17 protein-coding genes are annotated in these 17,732 nt (G+C 70.2%); 4 read left to right on the top strand and 13 right to left on the bottom strand.

The features are described from left to right. Positions 1-10: 10 nt before the first annotated feature. The 8 genes from DL991_RS28270 to DL991_RS28240 all read right to left on the bottom strand — a co-directional run bounded on the left by DL991_RS28270 (position 11) and on the right by DL991_RS28240 (position 7,264). Positions 11-976, bottom strand: a complete 966-nt coding sequence (locus DL991_RS28270) for a glutamate ABC transporter substrate-binding protein (protein ID WP_125787405.1) — start codon at positions 974-976, stop codon at positions 11-13. After that, positions 976-2,370: a hypothetical protein gene (locus tag DL991_RS42710; RefSeq protein ID WP_158634466.1), complete on the bottom strand. Its 1,395-nt coding sequence runs from the start codon at positions 2,368-2,370 to the stop codon at positions 976-978. The genes DL991_RS28270 and DL991_RS42710 overlap by 1 nt, the downstream gene beginning before the upstream one ends. Before the next feature lie 95 nt (positions 2,371-2,465). Further along, complete coding sequence (locus DL991_RS28260; RefSeq protein WP_125787384.1) at positions 2,466-3,104, bottom strand: response regulator transcription factor; 639 nt, start codon at positions 3,102-3,104, stop codon at positions 2,466-2,468. Then, positions 3,101-4,228, bottom strand: a complete 1,128-nt coding sequence (locus DL991_RS28255; RefSeq protein WP_125787383.1) for a sensor histidine kinase — start codon at positions 4,226-4,228, stop codon at positions 3,101-3,103. Before DL991_RS28255 ends, DL991_RS28260 begins: the two co-directional genes overlap by 4 nt. 8 nt (positions 4,229-4,236) lie before the next feature. Then, a complete protein-coding gene (locus tag DL991_RS43810; RefSeq protein WP_255431313.1) occupies positions 4,237-4,359 on the bottom strand; it encodes a hypothetical protein in 123 nt (40 codons plus the stop codon). A 67-nt stretch (positions 4,360-4,426) separates the two neighbouring features. Continuing rightward, positions 4,427-5,686, bottom strand: a complete 1,260-nt coding sequence (locus DL991_RS28250; protein WP_125787382.1) for a GAF domain-containing protein — start codon at positions 5,684-5,686, stop codon at positions 4,427-4,429. Between the two features lie 71 nt (positions 5,687-5,757). Beyond that, positions 5,758-6,630 carry an NAD(+)/NADH kinase gene (locus DL991_RS28245; RefSeq protein ID WP_125787381.1) on the bottom strand — a complete coding sequence of 291 codons (873 nt, stop codon included), beginning with the start codon at positions 6,628-6,630 and terminating at the stop codon, positions 5,758-5,760. Continuing rightward, positions 6,581-7,264, bottom strand: a complete 684-nt coding sequence (locus DL991_RS28240; RefSeq protein ID WP_158632590.1) for a DUF998 domain-containing protein — start codon at positions 7,262-7,264, stop codon at positions 6,581-6,583. Before DL991_RS28240 ends, DL991_RS28245 begins: the two co-directional genes overlap by 50 nt. Positions 7,265-7,397: 133 nt before the next feature. Here DL991_RS28240 and DL991_RS28235 point away from each other — a divergent pair, with 133 nt between their 5' ends. After that, a complete protein-coding gene (locus tag DL991_RS28235) occupies positions 7,398-8,657 on the top strand; it encodes a sensor histidine kinase (protein ID WP_158634465.1) in 1,260 nt (419 codons plus the stop codon). Next, positions 8,654-9,316: a response regulator transcription factor gene (locus DL991_RS28230; RefSeq protein ID WP_125787378.1), complete on the top strand. Its 663-nt coding sequence runs from the start codon at positions 8,654-8,656 to the stop codon at positions 9,314-9,316. The genes DL991_RS28235 and DL991_RS28230 overlap by 4 nt, the downstream gene beginning before the upstream one ends. Positions 9,317-9,864: 548 nt before the next feature. Here the strand turns inward: DL991_RS28230 and DL991_RS28225 are convergent. From DL991_RS28225 to DL991_RS28220, 3 genes are all read right to left on the bottom strand, one after another. Then, positions 9,865-10,068 carry a cold-shock protein gene (locus DL991_RS28225; protein ID WP_005163378.1) on the bottom strand — a complete coding sequence of 68 codons (204 nt, stop codon included), beginning with the start codon at positions 10,066-10,068 and terminating at the stop codon, positions 9,865-9,867. Between the two features lie 305 nt (positions 10,069-10,373). Further along, positions 10,374-10,544, bottom strand: coding sequence for a hypothetical protein (locus DL991_RS43035; protein WP_199746230.1), 171 nt, complete (start codon positions 10,542-10,544; stop codon positions 10,374-10,376). Between the two features lie 251 nt (positions 10,545-10,795). Continuing rightward, on the bottom strand, positions 10,796-12,457 hold the full coding sequence (locus DL991_RS28220; protein ID WP_255433372.1) for a thiamine pyrophosphate-binding protein: 1,662 nt from the start codon (positions 12,455-12,457) through the stop codon (positions 10,796-10,798). Between the two features lie 171 nt (positions 12,458-12,628). Between DL991_RS28220 and DL991_RS28215 the strand changes: the two genes are divergently transcribed. Then, positions 12,629-13,861: a hydroxyacid-oxoacid transhydrogenase gene (locus tag DL991_RS28215; RefSeq protein WP_125787376.1), complete on the top strand. Its 1,233-nt coding sequence runs from the start codon at positions 12,629-12,631 to the stop codon at positions 13,859-13,861. Continuing rightward, positions 13,855-14,274: a thioesterase family protein gene (locus DL991_RS28210; RefSeq protein WP_199746228.1), complete on the top strand. Its 420-nt coding sequence runs from the start codon at positions 13,855-13,857 to the stop codon at positions 14,272-14,274. The genes DL991_RS28215 and DL991_RS28210 overlap by 7 nt, the downstream gene beginning before the upstream one ends. On the opposite strand, the gene DL991_RS28205 is transcribed toward DL991_RS28210, so the two are convergent. Together DL991_RS28205 and DL991_RS28200 are read right to left on the bottom strand one after the other, a co-directional pair. Next, complete coding sequence (locus DL991_RS28205) at positions 14,230-15,966, bottom strand: ABC transporter ATP-binding protein (protein WP_125787375.1); 1,737 nt, start codon at positions 15,964-15,966, stop codon at positions 14,230-14,232. The genes DL991_RS28210 and DL991_RS28205 overlap by 45 nt on opposite strands. Continuing rightward, positions 15,963-17,630, bottom strand: coding sequence for an ABC transporter ATP-binding protein (locus DL991_RS28200; protein WP_125787374.1), 1,668 nt, complete (start codon positions 17,628-17,630; stop codon positions 15,963-15,965). The genes DL991_RS28205 and DL991_RS28200 overlap by 4 nt, the downstream gene beginning before the upstream one ends. Between the last annotated feature and the right edge of the window lie 102 nt (positions 17,631-17,732).

Genomic DNA, 17,732 nt, shown 5'->3' with positions numbered 1-17,732 from the left:
CGGCCCGTTCTCACTTGTACACCGCCGAAGGCGGCGTCCCGCCTTCGAGTTTGTTCCCGATCCATTTCGCGTAGATCGACTGCCACGCGCCACCGCGCACGTTCTCCAGCACGGCGTTCACGTACCGCACCATGTCCTCGTTCTCCTTCGGGACACCGATGCCGTAGTTCTCCTCGGTGAACCGGTCCCCCACGATCTTCAGCGTCGGGTCCTGCGCGAGCATCCCGGCGAGGATGACGTCGTCCGTGGACACGGCCTCGACCTGCTTCTGCTGCAGCATCACCAGGCAGTCGGACCAGTTGTCCACCGAGACCGGCACCGGCTTCGAGGGATCCGACGCGATCTTCGTCAGCGAGGTCGACGTCTTGGTCGCGCACACCCGCCGTCCGCCGAGGTCCGAAAGCTGGGTGACCTTCGACCCGGATTCGACCAGGATCCGTTGCCCCGCCTGGTAATACGCGGTCGAGAAGTTGACCCTCTTCAGCCGGCTGCAGGTGATGCTGTAGGTCCGCACCACGATGTCGACCTGCTTCTTCTCGAGCACTTCTTCGCGCAGTTTCGACGGGATCGCCCGGAACTGCACGCGGCCTTCCGCGCTGCCGAAGATGGCCTTCGCGATCTCGTTGACCATGTCGATGTCGAAGCCTTCGAGCTGGCCCGACGTCGGATTTCGGAAACCGAACAGGAACGTCGTCTGGTCGACGCCCGCGACGAGTTTGCCGTTCTCCTTGATCTTCGCCATCGTCGAGCCGCTGGTGATCGACGTGCCGTTGGTCGGCCGCAGGCTGGCCAACGGGTTGCAGCTCGTGTCGGTCGTCCCGCCACCGCCGGCGTTGTCGGCGCCGCCGACGTTCGCGGGCAACGGCGGCGCGACGTCGCCGACGGGCGCCGGGTCGACCGGTGCCCCCGCGCTGCCGCAAGCCGTCGCCAGCACGAGGACCGCGCCGAGCACGGCCCCTCGCAGACCGTTCCGTATCACCGGTACTCCCTCAGCCGTTCACGGATTCCCAACGCGGACCCCGCCGCCGCGAGCAACGCCAGCACCGCGATCCCCGGCGGGAGCAGGGTCAGCGCGCGTTCGGCGCCGCGGGTGTCGTCGAGGAATTCCTGTCGTCCCACGTTGATCGCGGCCACCAGGTTCTCGTCGAGCCGCAGGAACGCCCCGGCCGCGCCGTCCTTCTTGTCGTCGCGGGTGGCCGTGCCGACGGCGTCCTGGTAAAAGCCGTCGTCGTCCTGGCGCCGCACCTCGGCATGCGCCTTGAACCACGCCGACGCCGCTTGGATCGCCGCGTCGACCTTCTCCGCGGCCGCGCCGCCCGCCGCGAGACCGCGTGCCTCGCCCAGCAGACCGCCTTGCCCGTCGGTGCCGCCGAGTTGCGCGGCGAGGTCACCGAAGTCCTTTTCGTACGCCGCGCCGTCGCCGCGGGCGACGAGGGTCAGCGTTTCGTCGGCTCGCGCCTGCAGCGCCGCGATGCGGGCACGGACGAGGACGTCCACCTGGTGCGAGCCGTCTTCCTCGCCGCTGCCGACGAGGCTGCTCTGCACGATCAGCGCCACCGCGCCCCACAGCAGGGCGACGACCACCGACGCCGTCGCGACGACGAGGCCGACGTTCAGCAGCCGGTTGGTCTTCCGCGTCAGATGCACTTGCGTGACGATCAGCGCGGCGAGCAGTGCGAGCACCAAAGCCGTTGCCAGCCAACGGAATCCGGTCGCGTCGTCTTGTTCGGCGGCGAGCCGGTCGGTGTCGATGCGGTACAGATCCTGTGCGGCGGGAAGGATTTTCGCCCGCATCAGCTCGGATGCCTCCCGCAGATACGAGGCACCGACGGGATAACCCTGCCGGTTGTAGACACGCGCGGTCTCGATCAGTCCTGTGTAGACGGGGATCTCGCGGCCGAGGATGTTGATCTGCTCGGCCGCTTCGTCGACGCCCGAGGAGTCCGATGCCGCCTTCGCCAGCGCCGCCCCGGCTTCCGCGATGTCGCGTTCGTACCGCTGGCGCATCGGGAGCGGCTCGGTGCCGATCGAGAGGAACGAACTGGCCGCGGTCGCGTCGGCGTCCGAAAGCGCGCGGTAGACCTGCTGCGCGGCGGCGGCCAGCGGTTCGCGGTGGTCGATCAGGCCGTTGATCGTGTCCTTCTTGTCCTGCGCGGCCAGCGTGCCGAACAGTCCCGCGACCAGCGACAGCAGCACGAGACCGATCGCGATCACCGACAGCCTGCCCGGCGTGGTCGCCGCGGACCGGATGATCGCGCGGATCCCGTTCCCCGGCAGTTCGAGCAGCCCGGCGATCCCGCTGCGGCCCTCCGGCGCAGGGGGCGGCGCGGGGCTCCCCGGCGGCCCCGGCCGGGTCACAGTGCTCGTCATCGCCGATCCTCCCCATTGGTTCTACCCGCAAAGAAGGTATCCGAGTCGGGATCAGCGCAGCCAGTGACACCGGCGTGTGTCATCTGCACGTGATCTCAGAGGCCCTTTTCCAGTCCGTAGCGCACGGCCTGCGCACGATTGCGCACACCGATCTTGGCGAACGCGTGGTTGATGTGGCTTTTCACGGTGGCCTCGCCGATGTACAGCTGGGTGGCGATTTCCGGATTGGACAACCCGCGCGCGATGAGGCCGAGCACTTCGGCTTCGCGGGCGGTGAGCCCGTCCGGGAGGTCGACCTTGGCGCGCGTGACCGTTCTGGCTTCGAGCGCGGCGACGAGTCTGTCGGAGACTTCGGCGGCGAAGATCGCCTGTCCGTTGGCGGCGGAGCGGATGGCCGCTCCGATCTCGGCGCGTCCGGCGTCCTTGGTCAGGTAGCCGCGGGCTCCGGCGCGCAACGCGTCCGCGATCGAGGCGTCGTCCGCGTACGTCGTGAGGACGACGACAGCGACGTCCGGGTGATCGCGTTTGAGCAGCCTGGTGGCGGCCACCCCATCCAGGACGGGCATGCGCAGGTCCATCAGCACGACGTCGGCCGCGGTGTGGCCGAGCAGGTCGAGCGCTTGCCTTCCGTCACCTGCCGAGCCTGCGACTTCGACCCCGTCGATCAGCCCGAGCAGGGCGACGAGCCCTTCGCGCATGACCTGCTGGTCATCGACCACGACCACTCGGATCACGCCCGCACCACCGCCTCCACCGTCCAGCGCCCGTCGGCAGGGCCCGCGGTCAGCGTGCCACCGGCGAGCGCGAGCCGCTCCCTCATCCCGGTGAGACCGAATCCGCCGGCGTCCGCCGATCGGCTGGTTTCGCCGAGTTCGTTCCACACCCGCAAGCGGACCTCCGCCGGAGTGAAGCGCAGCCGGAGCGACACCGGCTGCCCGGCGGCGTGCTTGGCCGCGTTGGTCAACGCTTCCCGCGCGACGCCCACCAACGAGACCACCTCGGCGGACGGCAGTGGGCGTTGCTCCCCCTCGACCTCGAACGACACGCCGTCGTGGTGTGCGTCCGCCAGCCGCCGCAAGGCTTCGGCCAGCGACGGGATGTCGCTGCGCAAGGCGGCGACCGCGTCCCGCGCCTCGGCGAGCCCGTCCGCGGCCAGCCGCCGCGACAACCGGACCCTGCCGAGCGCACCGTCCACATCGGACTTCTCGGCCAGCAGTGCCTCGGCGACCTCCAGGTGGATTCCCAGCGCTCCCAGCGAATGCGCGAGGACGTCGTGGATCTCCCTGGCGATCCGCGTGCGCTCGTCGAGCGCGGCCGCCCGCGCGTGTTCGGTCTGCGCCAGCTTGGTCTGCTCCAGCAGCGCGGCCGCCTGCGCCGCCTGCACCTCGTACTGCCGCCGGTTCAACCCCAGCAGCATCAGCACGAGCAGCACGCCGACGTTGCCCAGCACCAGCGGCCCGGACGCGCCCGCGACCAGGCCGGTGACCGCCGCGAGGCCCGCGTCGAGCCCCACCACCCCCATGATGGCGGCCACCGACGGCTCGGTCAGGGTGGCGAACCGGCTGACCGTGACCACCGCCAGCACGATGGCGGAGGAGTCCTCCGCCCAGCCGAGCGCGATCGACGGCGCGACGCTCGCCACCGCGAGCAGGACGGTCGCCACCCGGGGGAACCGCGGGGAGGCCACGACGAAACCCAGCCAGCAGGCCCCGCAAACGCCGTAAGCCGTCCAGATCCACGCGCTGGACTCGCTCGCGGTCAGCAGCACCACCACGACCGCGGCCGTGCCGAGTAGCTGGACGACCAGCCAGCTGGGCGCGATCGTGTCCGGCAGCAGCGGCCGCTCCCGCTTCCCCATCTCCCCCCTCAGTGCTCGCCCAGCCGCGTGATCATCTCGACCAGGATCAGCCGGTAGGCCAGGAAGCCCAGCAGGACGACGACCCCCGCGACGACCAGCGCCAACAGACCTTTCGCGTTCATCTTTCCCATGACACGGACGTTAGGCACGCCGAGGGGTGGACCGGGACCATCGCCGGGTTGAACCTGGGGTGGAGGTTCAGGCGCGGACGGCGGGCGCGACGGAATACGGGAGGACGTCGCCGTCGGCGGGCCGTTCGACGAGCACCTCGACCTCGTCCGCGAAACGGTACGGCCTCCCCAGGAGGATCCCGCCGAAGTGCCGCCGCATCCGGGACATCTCGGCGCGGACGGTGACGGTGCGGCCCGCGTCGCCGAACAGGTCGTTCGACAGTTCCGACGCCGACCTCCCCTCGCGATGACGCGCGAGGAGGTACAGCATCTCCGCGTGCCGTGGGCTCAGCCGATGCGACCACGTGCCGGCCTCGCCCGAGACGCGCAGCGTGCTCTCGCGCGCCGACCTCAGATCGAGCACGACCCGCGTCGGTGGCACGTCCTCCTCCTCGGTGAGCCGGACGAGCCATCCCCCCGGCAGCGGCTCCAGCAGGCAGTTCCCGTAGGTGGGCAGCCAGGTCCGGCCCGCGGTCGCGTCGTTCGGCAACGCGATCCGGCCGACCGGGACGAGGCCCGCCGAAGCCGCGATCCAGCCGTGCGGGTCGGCGATCACCGCCCGGCCCTTCACCTTGGTGAGCAGGGGTGACGCCAGCCCGCGCAGCCGTTCGAGCTCCGAGAGATGGGTGGTGCGCAGCTGCGCTTCGGCGAGCTTCGCGACGGTGTCGACCAGTGCGAGGGTGGTCGGATGCACGGTGGAGGCCGGGCCGGAGAGGTCGACGACGCCGAGCAGCCTGCCGTCCCTCGGATCGTGCAGCGGCGCGGCGGCACAGGTCCAGTCGTGCTGGCTACGGACGTAGTGCTCGGCCGAGTAGACCTGCACCGGATGCCGAACTACCAGCGCGGTTCCCATGGCGTTGGTACCGACGGCGTTCTCACGCCAGTCGACGCCGTCGACGAGGCCGAGCCCGTCGGCACGACGGCGGACCGCGGTGCTGCCGTCACGCCACAGGACGCGGCCGTCCGCGTCGACGACGACCATGATGTGCGCGGCCTGTTCGGCGAGGCTGATCAGGCCGCCACGCAGGGCGGGCAGGACGGCGGCGAGACCGCTCTCGCGACGGCGCGCTTCCAGCTGTTCCAGGTCGAGCGCGGGAACCGGCGCGCCGCGGTCCGGGTCCAGGCCGAGCCGGCGCATCCGCTGCCAGGACGCGCCGATGACCGCACGCGGATGGCTCGGGAGCGCGCGACCGGAGAGGGCGGCCTCGTGCACTTCGGCGAGGGCGCGCGCGTGACGGCGCGGATCCGCGCCGACCGGCAAAGCCGCCTCCAGCCGCACCTGGCCCACTCCTTTGGTCGGTTTCGACCAGTGTGCCCGGCGGCCCCGGCGTGCGGAAGGCTTCTGTGATCTGGGCGGGCTTACCCGCTGAAGGGCGCGTCCACCAGGTGGGTCGCGGGAAAGGACCCGGTCGGCTTGCGGCCGAGGAGCAGGCCGGTCCTGGTGGCCTCGGCCATCACGGCGCGGACGTCGACGCACCACGGGCCGTCGGGCTTCAGCTCGACGAAAGCGCTCTCTCCCGGCTTCAGGACGAAATGCGGTTGCCCGTCGAGCGCGATGGAGCCACCGCCGGCGGCGAGGTCGACGCGGACCCCGGCGTACAGCACGCTCCAGCCCCGTACGCCCACCGCGCGGACCTCGCCGGGCGCGATCGGCGCCTGCACGACGTACGGCGTCTCGTCGACCGGCCCGAGCGAGACCGCGACACCGTCCACAGTGGACTTGGGACTGGGGCAGAGCCGTCCGGGGATACTCGACAACCCGACCCCGTCCGGGACGGCGAACGTGCAGTACAGCTCGGTCAGCGACGCGGGATCCCAGCGGCTTTCCGAGCACACGCTGACGTCGGTCAGCGCGATCTCGCGGCGTGCCTTCGTCACCACCTCGAGCACGGTCGCGCGGTTCGTGACCAGGTCCGCGTCCACCTGATGGGTGGCCAGCAGCCCGGCGGCGAGCCCGGCGACGGTGGACTCGTCGGTGCTCCCGGCGGGCAGCATGAGCAGCGGGACGTCGCCGCAGGCGGCCGCGGCGGCCCGCATCATGCTGTCGTTGCCAAGGCAGATGACCACGCTCGCACCCGCGTCCACCATCCGGCGGACGGTGCCGATGATCTTCCCCGCCTCGGTCCACACCATCACGCGGCCGACCCCGGCCACTCTCAGTGCCGAACGCAGGCTCTGGATATCACGCTCCGAAGCGGGGTTCGCCACGATCCCCGCAACCGCTTCGCCCACATGTCCTCCGCTGCCGCGCCAAGTCCCTACAAGGAAACGACGTCGAGGCCGTGAAAGAAAGAGTTGCACGAGGTTGCATCACAAAGCCACCTCCGCGGAGGAAGGCGACCAGCAGCGCGAGTTCGAGGATCAGCAGGACGCGTTCGGCCACTCCGGTCACCGCACGGGCGTCGACCAGGAACGTCGCCACGAAGACCATCAGGGCGGCCAACGTGGCGTAGGACAGCCGCCGGGCCGCGCCGAGGACCAGCCCTGCCAGCGGCAACGCGGCGAAAGCGGCGAGCGCGACATACCGGTGGATCGCGCCGTGCCAGGTCAGCGGCTGGTCCATCGGTTCCTGCGGGAACACCGCGAGCACGCACAGCCCGACGCCGAACAAGGCGACGAGCCTGGCCGCCCACACCGCCCCGGACAGCCGGACGCCGCCCGCGACGGTCAGCGCGCCGAAGCCGGTGGCCAGCATGGCGACCCCGACGAGCCGCGCGCCCTGTCCGACGTGGACGTACTCGCTGAAGGTGGTGGCGAGAGGATCGACCGCGCCGGCGTTGACGATCTCCACGTAGACCGCGATGACCAGGCCCGCGGCCAGCCACGCGAACGCGGACAGCCGGATCAGCCCTCTGATGTCGTTCATGACCCGAGCCTGACCGCGCGCCACCGTCCGGCACATCCCGCCCGGGCGAGCAGTCCGCGTCACCCCGCAGGGGCCTACCGGTGTCCCCCACGAGGGGATGTGCCCGGTCCGCGGCGTCGTTAGCGTTCGAGCCATGGACACGTACGGCGGCTCCCTGGGCTGGGCGCTCCTCACCGGACGCGACGCCGATCTGGAACCACCGTCGGCCTGGTGGCGCGTCCCGGTCTGGATCAAGGCCGTCCTCGCCGGATCCGCGCTCGCGGTGCTGATGGGCCTGACCTACGGCACTTGGGCGCGTTACCTCGGGGGCGGCAGTGTGCCGCTGATCTTCTTCCTGCTGATCCTGCAGATCGTGCCGCCGTTGCTGGTCGTCAAACTCCCGCTGACCGCCGTCCGGGTGGCGGCGGCGGGAATGGTCAGCGCGATCATCGCGGTCCTCTTCCCCGCCGACTACGCGCTGTTCGGCCGGACGGCGTCGGACTGGCCGTTGCAGATCCACGTCCTGCCGTATCTCCCGGTGCTCGCGCTGACGCTCGCCCGCACGAAACCCGGGCAGGGCAGGGGGATCTCGATCATCGCCGTGACGCTGGCCGTCGGGGTCGGCATCGCCCAGCTACCGCGGACGGGCACGAAGACCCTGGTGTGGTCGTTGATCGTGGTGACCGCGACCATCGTGGCCGGATACGGGATGCAGCAACGCCGCCGGGCCCTGGAGCAGGCCGACGCGGCCGAGCGCACGACGGTCGAGGAGCGGGCGAAACGGGCCACGTTGCAGGAACGCGCGTTGATCGCCAGGGAACTGCACGACATCATCGGCCATCACCTTTCGCTGATCGCGCTGCGGACCGACAGCGCGCGCTACCGCGTCCCGGACGTGTCCGAGGCCGCGGAGGAGGAGTTCCGCGCCATCGGGGTCGCGGCCAGGGAAGCGCTCGACGAGGCCCGGCGGCTGGTCGGCGTGCTGCGTGACACGGAGGCCGAACCGGAGCACGAACCGCAGCCGGGGCTCGCGGAGGTGCCGTCGCTGATCGACGGCTGCCGGGCGTCCGGGATCGAGATCCGCGCGGAGATCTCCGCCCGCGACGACGTTCCCGCCCTGGTCGAGCTGGCCGCGTACCGGATCCTGCAGGAGGCGCTGAGCAACGCGGCCCGGCACAGCCCGGGGGCGAAAGTGGACGTCGAGCTGCGGCGAGAACCCGACGGGCTCAAGATCCTCGTCGAAAACGGGCCGCCTGCACGGCCTGCTGGGCCTGCCTTGAACGACGGCACCGGCCTCGCCGGGATCGCCGAACGCGTTACCCTGATCGGCGGTTCCCACGAGGCCGGGCCGCGGGCCGACGGCGGTTTCCGCGTGGCCGTCAAGCTGGATCTCCCGGGGGTGGGCGAAGCGTGACGACCGTTTTCATCGTCGACGACCAGGCATTGGTGCGGGAGAGCTTCGCCGGCCTGCTGAACGCGCAACCGGGCCTGGACGTGGTGGGCCAAGCAGGCGACGGGATCGCGGCACTCGCGGGCCTTTCCGCCTTGGCCACGCCACCGGACGTCGTCCTGATGGACATCCGGATGCCGGTGATGGACGGTCTCGAAGCGACCAGGCGGCTGCTCGAAGGTGACGGCGAGAAGCCGAAGGTGCTCGTCCTGACGACTTTCCACCTGGACGAGTACGTCTACGAGGCGCTGCGAGCGGGCGCGAGCGGGTTCCTGTTGAAGGACGCGCCGTCGGCTGAGCTGATCAACGCCATCGAAGTGGTCGCCGCCGGTGACGCGCTGCTCTCCCCCGCCGTCACGAAGCGGCTCATCGCGAACTTCGTGGCGAGCGCGCCGGTTCCGCGGCCGTCGCCGGCGAGGTTCGACGTGCTCACCGAACGCGAGCGGGAAGTGCTGCGGTTGATCGCGAAAGGACGGTCCAATCCGGAGATCGCCGCGGATCTGGTGCTCTCGGCGCAGACCATCAAGACGTATGTGGGCCGGATACTCGCGAAGCTCGGGTTACGGGACCGGGCGCAGGCGATCGTGCTCGCCTACGAGGCGGGACTCGTCTCCCCCACCTGAGAGTCGCCTTACCAGGAAAGCGTGGACGATGGGTGCCCGCCGGTCGTGAGTGGCGATCCGGGTTCTGGCGAGCCTCCTCCTAGGTACCCACTGCGTGACCTGTGGCGCTTCGTGCGTGATGCCTGGTTTTGAAGTACGTGTCGCTGTAGCGCCGAGGCTCAAGATGGCGTTCCTGCCCGCCCGCGGCAGCAGGTCTGCCTCACGCAGGACTGAGCTCAGCCCGACATGTCGTGAAGGGCCCCTTTGAGACCTTCACCGTCTCAAAGGGGCCCTTCACGACATCCCCACGAACCGGCGACCACTCACGTGAACGCCCGACTGGAGTCCTTCACGTACTTGGGCAAGGTGCGAAGGTCGAGTTTCCTCGGCTGAGCCGAGGGAAGGGGTCCTTCACGGACCGGGGCCTGCCATCAACCGCAGCCTGAACCCACGTAGGTACCTGAGACTCCCTTGGTTCCAACCCGAATCGCCACTCACGACCGGGCCACCCCGGAAAAGCAGCAGGGCCGCCTCCCCGAGGGAAGACGGCCCTGCTTGGAAAACCTGGATCAGATCACGGTGACCGAGGTGGCCTGCGGACCCTTCGCGCCCTGCCCGATCTCGAACTCCACGCGGGCGTTCTCCTCGAGGGTACGGAAGCCGTTGCCCTTGATCTCGCTGTAGTGCACGAAGACGTCGCCGCCGCCGTTGTCGGGAGTGATGAAGCCGAACCCCTTCTCGGAGTTGAACCACTTCACAGTGCCCTGAGTCATAAAATCTCCATATGCAACACAAACAAACAGGAAGCCACGTCGGCAGCCCGGGTCATGACCAGACGGTTTGCTTCCCCGGAAACACGAGGAGACACTACGCCCGCTGAGTTCTGCGAGCGTGAACCAACACGAACACAAAAAACGAGACCTGAATCAGTAAAGCACACCCTATGCAGGCGGACAAGGCTCATCACCTGGGTGTGCCGGGCCGCACTGTGGCCTCGGACAACTGTGTTCTTCAGGCAACTCGGCCCTAGGACGACACTACCCTCGCGGCCCCGCTCCTCACCGCCCGGCCCTCGCGGCTATTCGCCACTCGCCGCGCGCAGCGGTGCCTCCGCGCCGAACGGTGAACGGCGCAACGCCTCCCGGTTCGTGGCCACGACAGCGATGTCGTGGGTCTCCGCGTCCGCGCTGAACTGCACCGGCACCACGCCGGAAACGGACTTGTCCTGTGGCTTCGTCTCGTCAGCCATGTTTTCTCCCAGTGTCAACACAACGCTCGTAGTACGACGTTAAGTACTGCGTGCCAACAACCCCACCGGTGATCGCTACGGTCCATATCGGACTCTCGGTGTTGCGGCGATTGTGCCACGGCCGACCGACAAAATCCGGTCTCCGCGACCGAAAGTCGGCCGAGTCGTCACCGCTTTCCCACCTTTTGGAGCAGGTGAAGGCTGTCCGACAAGGGATTCTGTGTATCCCCTGAGAAAGTACCGCCCGGCCGCTACTGGCCGCCCTGCTGTGGCCTCGCGGCGCCCAGCAGGCTCGTCAACCGGATGTCCGGGGCCACCACGTCCGGATCCGTCCTGATGTCGATGACGCACGGCCGTTGCCGGACCAGCGCGCTCGCGATGATCGGCTCCAGTTCCTCTGGGTCGTCCACGGTGTATCCGGCGGCGCCGAGGCCTCGCGCCCAGGACGCGAAGTCGGTGACGGGGACGGTGACCCCGGTGAGCCGTCCGTGTTTGCGCGCCTGATGCACCGCGAGCGGGCCGTGCAGTCCGTTCTGGAACACCAGGACGGTCACCGGCACCCGGTAGCGAACGGCGGTCTCGATCTCCTGCCCGGTCATCAACGCGCCGCCGTCGCCGACCATCGCGATCACCGTCCGGCGCGGCTCGGCGAGTTTCGCCGCGACCGCCGCGGGAACGGCGTAGCCCATGGCCGCGTTGCTCGGCCCGAGCTGGCTGCGCGGGGCGGTGAAACACCAGTATCGGTGCATGAACTGGGCGAAGTTGCCCGCGTCGCTGGTCACGATCGCGTCTTCGGGCGCGAGTTTGCGCACCGCGCGGATGACGTCGGCGGGATGGATGCGGGTGGCACCGCTGGTGTCGGGCGGGGTCATGAAGGTGTGCACGGCGGCGTTCGCGGCCGACGCGCGCCGCTGCCGTGGCGAGGCGACGTTGCGCAGTTCGCGCAGGAACGGCTCGACCTCGGAGTCGACGCGGAAGGTCAGTCCGCCGCGGCGGGCGGGCTCGATCCCGGTGCCGACCAGCACCAACGTCTGCGACGGCGTCGGATAGCGGAAGGACTGCGTGGTGACCTCGTCGAGCTGTGTGCCCAGCGCGAGCACGAGGTCGGCGCGCTCCAGCGCGTCGAGCTGCCGTGCGGGGATGCCGATGCCGAGGTGGCCCGCGTAGCGCGCGTGGTTCTCGGGAAAGGCGTCCTGACGGCGGAACGCGTTGTACACCGGGAGCGCGAGTTCGTCGGCGACGGCGATCAGCTCGTCGCGTGCCGCACGGGCCCGGCCGCCGACGATCACCACCGGGTAGCGGGCCTCGTCGACCAGCTGCGCGACCGCCTCCGCGGTCCGGCCGAGGGCGCCGGTGGCGGGCGGGCGCACGGAGGCGACCGGTTTGGCCGAATCGAACGGGACACCCCAGAAGTCGGCGGGGACGGCGACGATGGTGGGCCCCGGCCGCCCTTCGCGACAGCGGTTCAGCGCCTCGACCAGCAGGCCGGGCACCTCGGCCGGGGATTCCGCGCGGCCGGTCCACTTGGCGAGGGGTTCGAGCATGTCGGTCAGGTCGGCGGTGGGCAGCTCGCTCGTCGGCCCGGGTTCCGACGGCGGGTTCTCCAGGAGGACGACCATCGGGCTCTCGTCCTGGTACGCCGTGGACACGCCGATCGCGAGGTTCGCCGCGCTCGGGCCGCGGCCGGCGAGCAGCACCGCCGGGTGCTCGGTGAGCTTGCCTTCGGCCTCGGCCATGAACGCCGCGCCGGAGTCGTGCCTCGCCGAAACGAAGGTGATCGACCGCTCGCGTTGCAGCGCGTCGAGCAGATCCAGGAAGGACTCACCCACCACCGCGTACACGCGATGGATCTGCGCCTCGGTCAGGATCCTCACGGCCGTCTGGGCGACGGACGCTCCCGGTTGGTATCTAATGAGAAGAGCTTAGGCGGGCGGTGATCGGTGCCGTCAAGCGATCTTCCGATTCCGGCGACCCCGGAGCGGTGGAATGTCCGAAATTCGGAACGTGTTCGAGCAAGGGAGCACGAAAACGTGACCTCAGCCACCGCCGGACGTGAAACTGTTTTCACTTACGGTGCACCGGCCTTGAAATACGGCGCCGGGTCGAGCGATGAGATCGGCTACGACCTCACCCAGTACGGCGCCCGGCGGGTGCTCGTCCTGACCGACGCGGGCGTCGCCGCGACGGGCTGGCCACAACGGATCGCCGAAGGCATCGAGAGCTATGGCATCGAAGCGGTCGTCTTCGACGGCGTGCACGTCGAGCCGACCGACGTCAGCATGCGCAAGGCCGTCGACTTCGCCCGCGGACAGGGCGAGTGGGACGCCTTCGTCGCCGTCGGCGGCGGTTCGGCCATCGACACCGCGAAGGCGGTGAACCTGTTGACCAGCAACGACGGCGACCTGATGGACTACGTCAACGCCCCGGTCGGCGGCGGCCGCGCGCCCGCTTCGCCGCTGAAACCGCTGGTCGCGGTGCCGACCACCACCGGGACCGGCTCGGAGAGCACCACCGTCTGCGTACTGGACGTGTTGTCACTGCGGGTGAAGAGCGGCATCAGCCATCTCCGGATGCGGCCGAGCCTCGCCGTGGTCGACCCGCGGCTGACGGTCTCGCAGCCGCCCGAGGTCACCGCCGCGAGCGGGATGGACATCCTCTGCCACGCCGCGGAAAGTTACACGGCCAAGCCGTACACCGAGTTCGACCGGAAGCGCCCGGAGGACCGGGTTCCTTACTGTGGCTCGAATCCGCTGGCCGACATGTTCGCCGAGCAGTCGCTGCGGCTGCTGTCGTGGGCACTGCCCGCGGCCGTGCGGGACGGCTCCGACATGAAGGCACGCGAAGCGATGGCGCTCGCGGCGACGTTCGCCGGCCTCGGCTTCGGCAACGCCGGGGTGCACATCCCGCACGCCAACGCGTATCCGATCGCCGGGCAGGTCCGCGAGTTCCATCCGTCCGGGTATCCGGGTGACGAAGCGATGGTGCCGCACGGGATGGCCGTCTCGCTGACGGCGCCGGCGGCGTTCCGGTTCACCTTCGACGCCGCCCCGGACCGGCACCTGCGGGTGGCGCGGCTGCTCGCGCCGGACTACGAATGGCCGGGCGATCTGGCCGACCACCTGCCCGCGGTGCTGCGGCAGATCATGCGGGAGATCGGGATCCCCAACGGGATCGGCGCCGTCGGCTACACCGAGTCCGATGTGGACTCGCTGGTTTCCGGCACGGTGAAACAACAACGCCTGCTGGCGACGGCGCCGCGTGAGGCGTCCGAAGCGGATCTCGCCGTCATCCTGCGTGAGTCGGTGACGCTGTGGTGAACGACGAGTACCCGCACTGGCAGACGGTTCCGCTGCGGTGGAAGGACAACGACGTCTACGGGCACGTCAACAACGTCGTCCACTATTCGGTGATGGACACCGTGATCAATACCTGGCTGATCGAACGCGGCGGTCTCGACATCGACACCGGCGGGGTCATCGGGTTGTGCGTGGAATCGCAGTGCAAGTACCACGCTTCGGTGTCGTTCCCCGGAGAGCTCGAAGTCGGCCTGCGGGTCGGGCATCTCGGCCGATCCAGTGTCCGCTACGAGGTCGGGATGTACTCGAAGGAGACAATGATCGCGGAGGGGCACTTCGTGCACGTCTTCGTCGATCGCGAGTCCCGGCGCCCGGTGCCCGTCGAAGGTCTACTCAGGAGCGCGCTGGAAGAACTGGGCACTGGGCTGGGGTAGCCGCGGCGCCCACGCGTGCATGAGCTGGGCGTAGCGCGTGGACCGGTCCATGAGTTCGAGATGGGTGCCCAGCGCGGTTTCCTTCCCGTCCATCACCAGGACCCGGTCCGCGCGCAACGCCGACGACAGCCGGTGCGCGATCACCACCAGCACCCCGCCCCGCTCGGCGAACGCCCGCTCCGCGCGGGCTTCGGCGGGCGGGTCGAGGTGCGAGGTCGCCTCGTCGAGGACGACGACGCCCGCGTCGCTCGCGTACACCCGCGCGAGCGCGATCAGCTGCGCCTCCCCGGCGGACAGCATTCCGTGCCCGATCTCGCCGTCGAGTCCGCCCAGCCGCGTCACCAGCGGTTCCGCACCGACGGCGGCCACCGCCGCGGCCAGTTCGCCGTCCGTCGCGGTCTGCGCGAACAGGCCGACGTTGTCCCGCACGGTCCCGGCGAAGACGTAGGCCTCCTGCGGGATCAACGCGACCATCCGGTGCCGCAGCGCCGCCGGGATCTCCCGGACCGGCGCCCCGCCGAGCAGCACGCGGCCCGCCTGCGGTTCGAGCATCCCGGTCAGGAGCCCGGCCAAGGTCGACTTGCCGATCCCGCTCGGCCCCACCACCGCGAGCCGCTCGCCGGGCCGCAGGTGCAGGTCGAGGCCGCGCACCACAGGTTGCGCCGCCGCTCCCCAGCTGAAGGTCAGGTCGCGCACGTAGATCGCGGTCCCGTCGGGTTCGGCCGTGCCGTCGGGTTCCGGTTCGGCCTGCGCGGTCTCCGCCAGCCGCCGCAACGCGACGATCAGCCGAAGCACCACGGTGCTCGCGGTCGCGGCCAGCCCGCGCAGCGCCGGCTGCATCGTCGTCGCCAGGTAGACGAGCGCGCCGAGCGCGGCACCGGCGGTGAGCGTGCCGTCCTTGACCATGCCCGGCGCCACCAGCAACGCCAGGAGCAGCGGCACGAAACCGCCGGTCGCGATCACCACCGTCCTGGCCGCTCCGGACCGCGCCACCCGCACGGCGGCAGCGGCCTGCGTGTCGACGGCGTCGTAGAGTTCGAGCGCTGCCAGGGGTTCCGCGCCGCACGCGACGACGTCGCGCATACCGGACAGCGACGCGCCCGCGACCTCGGCGGTCCGCTCGTCGGCCAGCGCGAGCGCACGCTGACGGCGGGCCAGTGACGGGAGCAGGCAGGCGAACACTCCGACCGCGACCACCACCGGGATCGAGACGATCAACGCGAGCGAACCGGCGACGGTGAACAGCCCCGCCAGCGCCGCCACCGTCGTCACGATCATCCCGCGTGCCTGCACCAGTAGCCCTGCCGTGGCGTCGCGGACCACTTCGACGTGCTGGGTGATGCGGGCGACACCGCTGGCGTCCGGCTGGTTCCGCGGTGGCGAGGGGTCGTGCAGGACCCCGCGGACGACAGCGGTCACCAGCGCGTCGCGCAACGGCTCGACGACCTTGCCGAGCTGATGCCACACCAGCCGTGAACCCAGCGCGCCGATCACGGCGACCAGCCCGAAGACCGCGAGCCAACGCAGTCCGGTGCCCGGCCGATCCGCGGCAAACCCCTCGTCAACCGCGAGTTCGACCAGGCGACCGGACAAGAACGCGGGCGCGCTTTCCAGTACGGAGCACGCCAGCAGGACCAAGCCGCCCTTCCACTGCCCGGCCAGCGCCGAGCGGTAGAGCCCCAAGACGCTCATTGCGCAGCCTCGGTGAAAACAGCTTGATAGGCCGGATTCCGCCACAGCTCGTCATGCGTGCCGACCGCGCGGACCCGGCCGTCTTCCAGCCACACCACCGCGTCCGCCCGCGACGCGGTGGCCGCGCGATGAGTCACCACCACCCGGGTCCTGCCGGGCAGGGTGCGTTCGATCGCTCCTTCCACGGCGGCTTCGGTGACCGTGTCGAGGCTGGCCGTGGCGTCGTCGAGGATGAGCACCTTCGGCGCGTGCGCGATCGCGCGCGCCAGCCCGATCCGCTGTGCCTCCCCGCCGGAAAGCGGGGTCTTCGAAAGCGGCGTCCGGTATCCGTCCGGCAGCCGGACGATCAGGTCGTCGACCTGGGCGGACCGGCAGGCGGCGCGCACGGCGGCCCCCCCCGCCCACGAGCCGTAGCCGACGGCGTCGCCGATGGTCGCGCCGAGCAGTGCCGGCCGTTCGAAGGCGAACCCGACGACCGCGCGGAGTTCGTGCGGCCGCAGCCGTTCCAGGGGACGGCCGTCGAGCGTCGCCGTCCCCTCGTCCGGGGCCAGCAGTCCGCCGAGGACGTTGACCAGCACGGACTTCCCCGAACCGGACCGGCCGACGACCGCGGTGAACCGGCCACCCGCTACGACCAGGTCGACGTCCCGCAACGCCCCTTCGACCGTGACACCGCGCAGTTCGAGCGTGCCCTGCCCGACGACGACACCGAGGTCACCCGGTTCGGGGACCGGCGAATCGAGCACCTCGTTGATCCGCCGCGCACACGAACGCGCGCGGGAAAGTGTGGTGAGCAAAGGAATCTGGGTGATCAGGCCCATGCCGAGCGCGACGTAGCCGAGCGCCGCGAGGACCTGTCCGACGGACAGTCTGCCTTCCATCACGCCGAAACCGGCGGCGGCGAGCACCGCGAGTTCCGCCGCGGGCAGCAGCAGACCGGAACGCCACACCATCTTGGCCTGGGTACGCCACATCCCGCGGCCGGCGAGGCTCAGTTTCGGCAGCGGCCGCAGCACCCGTTCGGCCTCACGGTCGGCGGTGCCCGACGCGGCGATCGTGCGGAGCCCGGCGACCGCGTCGACCATTCTCGCCGCCAGCTCGCCGGAAACCTCTTGATAGGTGAGGACATCGTCGGCGGTGTTCCTCAGATGGGTGCGCGCGAGCATCAGGCCGAACGGGATGCTGCCGAGGAAGACGAGCGCGAGCCGCCAGTCCATCAGCGCGAGCAGGACGACGGCCCCGCCGGAGATCAGGGTGGTCGATCCGAGCTGGACGACGACCGAGGCGATCATTCCCGCGCCGGTGCAGTCACCGGTGAGCCTGCTGATCGCGTCGCCGTCGGCGAAGGTCGATCTGGTGCCGAGCGCGAGGTGGCCGTCGGTGAGCTTGCGGCGCAGCCAGGCCGTCGCGGACGAGGTCATCCGCGCGGTGAGGATCCCGCCGATCAGGCCGACGGCGATCTCGGTGACACCGAGGACGATGAGCCAGGAGACTTCGGGCAGGCTGGGGCGGCCCGCCACGACGGCGTCGACCGCCGCCGCCAGCGCGCCGGGCAGGAGCAGTCCCGCCGCCGTCCCGGCGAGCGCGCTGAGGATCAGCGCGATCAGGCGGGGGCGATCGAGCAGGGTCACGGTGACCAGCAGGCGATCGGCTGAACCCGCCATCCCACTCCTTACAACGTGATCCCAACGAGACGAACCAGACGGCAAAATGAAGGCGCGGGAGCGGCGCACTTGGCCTGTGCCGCTCCCGCGCCCTCAGTGCTC

This window comes from Amycolatopsis sp. WAC 01375, assembly GCF_003947325.1.
Lineage (GTDB): Bacteria > Actinomycetota > Actinomycetes > Mycobacteriales > Pseudonocardiaceae > Amycolatopsis.
The sequence above is the reverse complement of the archived record's forward strand: the minus strand, read 5'-3'. Positions and strand labels throughout refer to the sequence as shown.

Bases quoted from the DNA above. Each gene is read 5' to 3' on its own strand.
- DL991_RS28225 (WP_005163378.1), bottom strand. From the start codon at position 10,068: ATGACTCAGGGCACTGTGAAGTGGTTCAACTCCGAGAAGGGGTTCGGC.
- DL991_RS28205 (WP_125787375.1), bottom strand. From the start codon at position 15,966: ATGAGCGTCTTGGGGCTCTACCGCTCGGCGCTGGCCGGGCAGTGGAAG.
- DL991_RS42710 (WP_158634466.1), bottom strand. From the start codon at position 2,370: ATGACGAGCACTGTGACCCGGCCGGGGCCGCCGGGGAGCCCCGCGCCG.
- DL991_RS43810 (WP_255431313.1), bottom strand. From the start codon at position 4,359: ATGGGAAAGATGAACGCGAAAGGTCTGTTGGCGCTGGTCGTCGCGGGG.
- DL991_RS28235 (WP_158634465.1), top strand. From the start codon at position 7,398: ATGGACACGTACGGCGGCTCCCTGGGCTGGGCGCTCCTCACCGGACGC.
- DL991_RS28255 (WP_125787383.1), bottom strand. From the start codon at position 4,228: ATGGGGAAGCGGGAGCGGCCGCTGCTGCCGGACACGATCGCGCCCAGC.
- DL991_RS28240 (WP_158632590.1), bottom strand. From the start codon at position 7,264: ATGAACGACATCAGAGGGCTGATCCGGCTGTCCGCGTTCGCGTGGCTG.
- DL991_RS43035 (WP_199746230.1), bottom strand. From the start codon at position 10,544: ATGGCTGACGAGACGAAGCCACAGGACAAGTCCGTTTCCGGCGTGGTG.
- DL991_RS28200 (WP_125787374.1), bottom strand. From the start codon at position 17,630: ATGGCGGGTTCAGCCGATCGCCTGCTGGTCACCGTGACCCTGCTCGAT.